Source organism: Streptomyces sp. NPDC060035 (genome assembly GCF_042736635.1).
Taxonomy (GTDB): Bacteria; Actinomycetota; Actinomycetes; order Streptomycetales; family Streptomycetaceae; genus Streptomyces.
The window spans coordinates 1-7814 of record NZ_JBHWVO010000061.1; the positions used below are offsets into that span (position 1 = coordinate 1).

The window sequence follows — 7814 nt, forward strand, 5'->3', positions numbered from 1 at the left end:
GGCGCTCCGGGATTTCCCGGAGCGCCGCCGCTGTCGTACGCGGTGAGTGTGGCTTCAGGCGCGCGGCACAGCCGAGCCCGACGCGTCGAGCACCTTCCGGCCGTCCAGCGGTGCGTCCAGTGTCACCGTCCGGGTCAGTTCCTTGGCGATCATGATGCAGGCCTTCCCGGGCTCCGGCTGCGACTCGGTGACGGTGACCCGCACCGCCGAACCGCTCTCCTTGGCGTGTGCCGTGTACGTGCTGCAGACGCCGCCCCAGAACGTCACCTCCAGCGTCCGGCCGTCGGCGCTGTACGAGATGATCTGCCGCCCGCCTGCGGTCGCGTCACCCGGGTCCGTCCCCGGGTCCTTCGTGGGCTCCGGAGCCGGCTGCGTGCTCTCCTTCGCCAGGTAGTCCGGGTCGACGGCGACCCGGGTGACGGTGCTCCCGGGGCCACCCCCGTCGGGCCGTACGGAGAAGAGCCACGAGGGGACGAGCGTCTGCTCCCCGTCCACGTACTGCGCCGCAAGTCCCAGGACGGCCTTCTCGACTGTCACGGTGGTGGTCACCGGCGCCCCGCTCCGCGAAGCGCAGCCGGTCTTCGGTGAGGACGGGTCGACCTCCAGCGGTACGGGAGTCGCGCAGTCGCCGACAGACGGCTTCGCGGTCCGCCGGCTTTCCGCGTTGAGCTGCTTCAGCGCCTCGTCCGCACTGATCACCGGGTAGGTATCGCCCTTCTCCAGGCCCTTCACCTGCCCGCTGCCACCGACGATCTCACCCCCGGCGCCCACCTGGATCCCGGTGGACCAGCCGTAGGTCGGCAGCCCGTCGACCACAGGGTCGGCGTTCACCACCCGTACGGAGCCCATCAGCTGGCGCGCGTCGAGTGCGGCATCGTCCTGCCCCACGGCCTTGAGCACCGGAACCGCTGCCGCCTTGGCCGCCTTCTCGCTCACCGGTGAGCCGGTCCCCGGTGCCGCGTCCTTCGAGCAGACCGTTACCGACTCGCACGCGTCCGGGCCACCGGAGCCGTACCGGGCGAAGGTCCAGGTGCCCGGAGCCTGCTTGATCACCCGCAGAATCGGTCCCGACCCGTCCCCGTCACTGCCCACCTTCCAGACAGTGCCTTCGGTACGCGGTGTTCCCTGCACCCCGAGGGCCTTCGCCAGGCGTGCCACCTCGGCCGCGGTCACCGTGCCCTTCGCGCGGTGGACGGCGGCCGTGTCCGGGCCGTCGGGCAGCTCTCCCGAGGCGCGGTAGACAACCCCGCTGCCATGGGGATCCGGCTCACCCGGTGCGATGCCCTGCGGGGGCGCCGACGGGCTGTCCGCCGACATGTCCAGCGAAAGCAGGGGCGGTGAGCCGTCACCGGCTGCAGGGCTGCTCGCATCCCCGCCGCCGTCGCCCGCAGCGGTCGAGGCCCAGTACGCGCCGCCGCCTCCGGCGATCAGCACAGCTGCCGCCACCGAGGCCACCGCGAGCGGTGAACGCCGCCGGGGGCCGGTCACGTCATTCTCGGGTTGCTCGGTGCTCACCGGATCGCTCCTTCGACTGCATGGTCGCCACTGGCTCAACGCCTGTCCCCCGAGTGGGGACACCGGTGGGACGGAGCAGGGGAGCGTGCGGTTCCCCCGCGGTGCGCGGGGGAGCCGCCCCTACCGGAAGGCGCCCCCGGTCAGTCCCCGTACTCGGACATGGCGTCGATCAGCCGGGCCGAGGACGGCGGCACCGTGACCCCGTGAATCAAGGACGGTGTCACCGGCTTCGGGGCAGTCTTCGCGGGTACGACCCAGTGTGGCGCCATCCGTGCGCAGTCACCTCGCAGCTCGGCCAGGCTCATCTCGGACTCACGCGGAACGATGTTGTTCGACATATCCGCACCGTACGCATGGTGGAGCTCAGGTAGTAAGACCTACTATCGGGTAGTTTTCCCCCTTCGGGTCCGGTGGCGTTACCGGGTAGCGTGAACTGTCATGCCGTCCCGGAGGGCGCGCTCGCGCGTTCCCTTCGCCTTCCGCAGGAGCAGCCTCCCCGTGCGCATTGCAGTCACCGGCTCCATCGCCACCGACCACCTCATGACCTTCCCCGGCCGTTTCGCCGACCAGCTCGTCGCGGAACAGCTGCACACGGTCTCGCTCTCCTTCCTCGTCGACAACCTCGACGTGCGCCGCGGCGGTGTCGGCGCCAACATCGCGTTCGGCATGGGCCTGCTCGGTACCGGGCCGATCCTGGTCGGCGCCGCCGGGGCCGACTTCGACGAATACCGCGCCTGGCTCGACCGGCACGGCGTCGACACCGGCTCGGTCAGGATCTCCGAGGTCCTGCACACGGCCCGCTTCGTCTGTACGACGGACGCCGACCACAACCAGATCGGCTCCTTCTACACGGGCGCCATGAGCGAGGCCCGGCTGATCGAGCTGAAGAACGTCGCCGACCGGGTCGGCGGCCTCGACCTCGTCTCCATCGGCGCCGACGACCCCGAGGCGATGCTGCGCCACACCGAGGAGTGCCGCTCCCGCGGAATCCCGTTCGCTGCGGACTTCTCCCAGCAGATCGCCCGGATGGACGGCGAAGAGATCCGGATCCTCCTCGACGGCGCCACGTACCTCTTCTCCAACGAGTACGAGAAGGGGCTCATCGAGTCCAAGACCGGCTGGAGCGACGGGGAGATCCTCTCCAGGGTCGGCCACCGCGTCACCACCCTCGGCGCCCGCGGCGTCCGCATCGAGCGGGCCGGCCAGGACCCGATCGAGGTCGGCTGCGCGGAGGAGGAGCGGAAGGCCGACCCCACCGGCGTCGGCGACGCCTTCCGGGCCGGTTTCCTCTCCGGCCTGGCGTGGGGTGTGGGCCTGGAGCGTGCCGCGCAGGTCGGCTGCATGCTCGCGACCCTGGTCATCGAGACGGTCGGCACCCAGGAGTACACCCTGCGGCGCACCCACTTCATGGACCGCTTCACCAAGGCGTACGGCGACGAGGCCGCCACCGAGGTCCGGGCGCACCTCTCCTAGGACGGGTTCACAGGAGCCGGCGGACCACGAAGGCCGAGCCCCGGTCCGCCGGCTCCTCACCCACGTACTCCTGCTCGCGCATCGCGCACCAGGCCGGGATGTCGAGACGGGCTGCCTCGTCGTCGGCGAGAACCGTCACCGTGCCGCCCACGGGTACCTCTCCGATCACCTTTGCGAGCTCGATCACCGGAATCGGGCAGCGCTTACCCAGCGCGTCGACGACGAGCGAGGCATGCGGGGCGGGGGAGGGGGCCGCCGCATCGGGAGCGCCGAGCTTCTCCCGTACCCCTGCCACCAGGCCCGGAAGCACCTCGAGAAACCGGTCCACCTCCGCGTCGGTGGTTCCGGCGGGGAGCGACACACGGATGTTTCCCTCCGTGAGCACCCCCATGGCCTTGAGGACATGGCTGGGCGTCAGAGTGCTGCTCGTGCAGGACGAACCGGATGAAACAGAGAATTCAGCCCGGTCCAGCTCGTGCAGCAGAGTCTCTCCATCGACATAGAGACAGGAGAAGGTGACCAGATGCGGCAGCCGCCGCACCGGATCGCCGACCACCTCCACATCGGGCACCGCGCTGCCCACCGTGGTGCGGATCCGGTCCACCAGGGCCCGCAGCCGCTCGGACTCCGCCGCTGCCTCGGCGCGCACCGCACGCAGTGAGGCCGCCGCGGCCACGATCGCCGGAATGTTCTCGAAGCCCGCGGCCCGGCCCGACTCCCGTTCGTCGGCGGGGCCTTGGGGAGCGAACCGGACACCCTTGCGGACCGCCAGCAGGCCGACCCCCGCGGGTCCGCCCCACTTGTGGGCGCTGGCGGCCAGCAGCGACCAGCCACCGGGCACCGGCCCCCATCCCAACGACTGTGCGGCGTCCACCAGCAGGGGCACGCCCGCGGCGGCGCAGATCTCGGCGGTCTCGGTCACCGGCTGCACGGTTCCCACCTCATGGTTGGCGGACTGCAGACAGGCCAGTGCGGTGTCCTCGCGCAGCGCCCGGCCGTACGCCGAGGGGTCCACCGCGCCGGCCCGGTCCACCGGCACCTCGGTGAACGATCCACCCGCCGCCTCCAGCGCCGCGGCCGCATGCAGCACCGAGGAGTGTTCGACGGCGGAGACCACCAGATGGCGGCCGACACGCCGACGGCCGTGAAGGGCCCCTGCCACCCCGGAGTGCACTGCCCGGGTCCCCGAAGAGGTGAAGACCAGCTCGTCCGGCCGGCATCCGACCGCCTCCGCCGCGGCCTCCCGGGCGGCGTCCAGCAACAGGCCGGCCCGCCGCCCCTCGCGGTACAGCCGGGCGGGATCGGCCCAGCCCTCGTCCAGCGAGGCAAGCAGTGCCTGGCGCGCGACGGGATGCAGGGGAGCGGAGGAGGCGGTATCGAAGTAGGACACACCGCCACGCTAGCCCGCACCGGGATCCACCTGGGGGCGGGCTGCCGTCCGAGCGGGGAGAGAGAGCGTCAGATGGCCGCCGGAGGGCCGGATTCCACCCCTTCGGGGAGTCGGGCGGCGCGTTGGGCACCCTCCCCGCGCGACCCCAAATAGCGTCCAGTAGGGTTTGGTCCGCATAAACATCCAAACCCCTGCCCGCGTCAGGGCCGGCGACCGACCAAGTGAGACGGGCGCGCCGACCGTGCGGGCGAGACTCTCGGGAAGGCGCTACGTGAGTCCCAACGGCTCCGACCGCTTGTCGCGGCGCCCGATGCGGCGGAAGCTGCCGCAGGTGCTGACTGCGGGCCTGGTCCTGGCGACGGCCTCCGGTTGTTCATACAGCTGGGAGGATTTCCCCCGCCTCGGTATGCCCACCCCGGTAACGGAAGAGGCCCCTCGGATCCTCTCCCTCTGGCAGGGCTCGTGGGCGGCAGCGCTCGCCACGGGTGTCCTTGTCTGGGGGCTGATCATCTGGAGTGTCATCTTCCACCGGCGTAGCCGGACCAAGGTGGAGGTACCTCAGCAGACCAGGTACAACATGCCCATCGAGGCGTTGTACACAGTGGTCCCCCTCATCATCGTCTCGGTGTTCTTCTACTTCACCGCACGCGATGAATCGAAGCTCCTCGAGCTCACACCGAAGCCCGCCCACACCATCAACGTGGTCGGCTACCAGTGGAGCTGGGGCTTCAACTACATCGAGAAGGTGGAGGGCCAGCCCTCCGCCGGCAGCGAGATCCCGAAGGAACTCGACGCCATCCCCAACAAGTACCGCGAGGACTTCCCCGCGGACGCCGGCGGCGTCTACGACGTGGGCATCCCCGGTACGAGGAACCCGCAGAACGGCAACCCGGGTCCGACCCTGTGGCTGCCGAAGGGTGAGAAGGTCCGTTTCATCCTGACTTCGCGTGACGTCATCCACTCCTTCTGGGTGGTGCCGTTCCTCATGAAGCAGGACGTCATCCCGGGCCACACGAACTCCTTCGAGGTGACTCCGAACAGGGAGGGCACCTACATGGGCAAGTGCGCCGAGCTCTGCGGCGTCGACCACTCCCGGATGCTCTTCAACGTCAAGATCGTCTCTCCGGAGCGTTACCAGCAGCACCTCAAGGAGCTGGCGGAGAAGGGTCAGACGGGCTACGTGCCGGCAGGCATCGAGCAGACGGACCCGGCCAGGAATGCGGAGACGAACAAACTGTGAGCATCCTCAACGAATCCCAGGGTGCCGCGACAGCAGACGACTCGTTCGAGGACGAGCTGCCGGTGCGGCGCAAGCAGCCGGGGAGTGTCGTCGTCAAGTGGCTGACCACCACTGACCACAAGACGATCGGCACGATGTACCTGATCACGTCGTTCGCCTTCTTCTGCATCGGTGGCCTGCTGGCGCTCTTCATGCGCGCCGAGCTGGCTCGGCCGGGTACGCAGATCATGTCGAACGAGCAGTTCAACCAGGCGTTCACGATGCACGGCACGATCATGCTGCTGATGTTCGCGACGCCGCTGTTCGCCGGATTCGCGAACTGGATCATGCCGCTGCAGATCGGCGCGCCCGACGTGGCGTTCCCGCGGCTGAACATGTTCGCGTACTGGCTGTACCTCTTCGGCTCGATCATCGCGGTGGCCGGCTTCCTCACCCCGCAGGGTGCGGCCGACTTCGGCTGGTTCGCCTACGCCCCGCTGTCGGACGCGGTCCGCTCGCCCGGTATCGGTGCCGATATGTGGATCATGGGTCTGGCCTTCTCCGGCTTCGGCACGATCCTCGGCTCGGTCAACTTCATCACCACGATCATCTGCATGCGTGCCCCCGGCATGACGATGTTCCGCATGCCGATCTTCACCTGGAACGTCCTGCTGACCGGTGTCCTGGTCCTGCTGGCCTTCCCGGTCCTGGCCGCCGCGCTCTTCGCGCTGGAGGTGGACCGTAAATTCGGTGCGCATGTCTTCGACGCGGCAAATGGCGGCGCACTGCTCTGGCAACACCTCTTCTGGTTCTTCGGCCATCCAGAGGTGTACATCATCGCTCTGCCGTTCTTCGGAATCGTTTCCGAGATCATTCCGGTGTTCAGCCGGAAGCCGATGTTCGGTTACATCGGTCTCATCGCGGCGACGATTTCCATCGCGGGCCTTTCGGTGACGGTGTGGGCACACCACATGTACGTCACCGGCGGTGTGCTGCTGCCGTTCTTCTCGTTCATGACGTTCCTGATCGCGGTACCGACCGGCGTGAAGTTCTTCAACTGGATCGGCACGATGTGGAAGGGGTCGTTGTCCTTCGAGACACCGATGCTCTGGTCCGTCGGCTTCCTGATCACCTTCGCCTTCGGTGGTCTGACCGGCGTGATCCTGGCTTCGCCGCCCCTGGACTTCCACGTCTCCGACTCGTACTTCGTGGTGGCGCACTTCCACTACGTCGTCTTCGGCACCGTGGTCTTCGCGATGTTCGCCGGATTCCATTTCTGGTGGCCGAAGTTCACCGGCAAGATGCTGGACGAGCGGCTCGGCAAGATGACCTTCTGGACGCTGTTCGTGGGCTTCCACGGCACGTTCCTGGTGCAGCACTGGCTCGGTGCGGAAGGCATGCCCCGTCGTTACGCGGACTACCTCGCGGCGGACGGCTTCACCGCGCTGAACACGATCTCGACGATCTCCTCGTTCGTGCTCGGTCTGTCGATGCTGCCGTTCTTCTACAACGTGTGGAAGACCGCCAAGTACGGCAAGAAGATCGAGGTCGACGACCCGTGGGGCTACGGCCGTTCACTCGAATGGGCCACGTCCTGCCCGCCCCCGCGGCACAACTTCGTGAGCCTGCCGCGCATCCGTTCCGAATCCCCGGCGTTCGACCTGCACCACCCGGAGATCGCAGCGCTCGAGCTGCTGGATCACCACTCCGAGGGTGACAAGGTCCTCGTCGGCGGCAAGGAGGCCGGCAAGTGAAGATCCAGGGCAAGCTGTTCATCTGGCTGAGCGTCTTCATGCTGGCCATGGCCATCACGTACGGCGTCTGGTCCAAGGAGCCGGTGGGTACCACCGCGCTCGTCCTGGCTTTCGGACTGACCATCATGATCGGCTTCTATCTGGCCTTCACGGCCAACAGGGTCGACAAGATGGCCCAGGACAACAAGGAAGCCGATGTCGCGGACGAAGCCGGCGAAGTGGGCTTCTTCTCCCCGCACAGCTGGCAGCCGCTCTCGCTGGCCATCGGTGGCGCCTTCCTCTTCCTGGGCGTCGTCTTCGGCTGGTGGCTGGCCTACTTCTCGGCCCCGCTGCTGCTGATCGGCCTCTTCGGCTGGGTCTTCGAGTACTACCGCGGCGAGAACCGCACCCAGTGAGACCACGCCGTCCTTGAGGACCCGTTACACCCTTACGGGGGCCCGGCCCGCTCAGTAATGAGCGGGCC

7 protein-coding genes are annotated in these 7814 nt (G+C 68.2%); 4 read left to right on the forward strand and 3 right to left on the reverse strand.

Going from position 1 to position 7814, the window contains the following annotated elements:
* Positions 1-54: 54 nt before the first annotated feature.
* Both ACFWBQ_RS37975 and ACFWBQ_RS37980 read right to left on the reverse strand, forming a co-directional pair.
* On the reverse strand, positions 55-1515 hold the full coding sequence (locus ACFWBQ_RS37975; RefSeq protein WP_385508538.1) for a hypothetical protein: 1461 nt from the start codon (positions 1513-1515) through the stop codon (positions 55-57).
* A 140-nt stretch (positions 1516-1655) separates the two neighbouring features.
* Positions 1656-1853: a hypothetical protein gene (locus ACFWBQ_RS37980; RefSeq protein WP_385508541.1), complete on the reverse strand. Its 198-nt coding sequence runs from the start codon at positions 1851-1853 to the stop codon at positions 1656-1658.
* Between the two features lie 160 nt (positions 1854-2013).
* Between ACFWBQ_RS37980 and ACFWBQ_RS37985 the strand changes: the two genes are divergently transcribed.
* A complete protein-coding gene (locus ACFWBQ_RS37985) occupies positions 2014-2988 on the forward strand; it encodes a carbohydrate kinase family protein (RefSeq protein WP_385508543.1) in 975 nt (324 codons plus the stop codon).
* Positions 2989-2995: 7 nt separating this feature from the next.
* Here the strand turns inward: ACFWBQ_RS37985 and ACFWBQ_RS37990 are convergent, their stop codons facing one another.
* Positions 2996-4378 (reverse strand): cysteine desulfurase/sulfurtransferase TusA family protein, encoded by a 1383-nt coding sequence (locus ACFWBQ_RS37990; protein WP_385508545.1) that lies wholly within the window; start codon positions 4376-4378, stop codon positions 2996-2998.
* 271 nt (positions 4379-4649) lie between these two features.
* Here ACFWBQ_RS37990 and coxB point away from each other — a divergent pair, with 271 nt between their 5' ends.
* The 3 genes from coxB to ACFWBQ_RS38005 are packed head-to-tail and all read left to right on the forward strand — an operon-like array spanning position 4650 to position 7746.
* Entirely contained in the window at positions 4650-5618 is a 969-nt protein-coding gene (gene coxB / locus ACFWBQ_RS37995; protein WP_385508548.1) for a cytochrome c oxidase subunit II, read from the forward strand.
* Positions 5615-7351: a cytochrome c oxidase subunit I gene (gene ctaD, locus ACFWBQ_RS38000; RefSeq protein ID WP_385508552.1), complete on the forward strand. Its 1737-nt coding sequence runs from the start codon at positions 5615-5617 to the stop codon at positions 7349-7351. The genes coxB and ctaD overlap by 4 nt, the downstream gene beginning before the upstream one ends.
* A complete protein-coding gene (locus ACFWBQ_RS38005; RefSeq protein WP_385508554.1) occupies positions 7348-7746 on the forward strand; it encodes a cytochrome c oxidase subunit 4 in 399 nt (132 codons plus the stop codon). Before ctaD ends, ACFWBQ_RS38005 begins: the two co-directional genes overlap by 4 nt.
* Positions 7747-7814 lie beyond the last annotated feature (68 nt).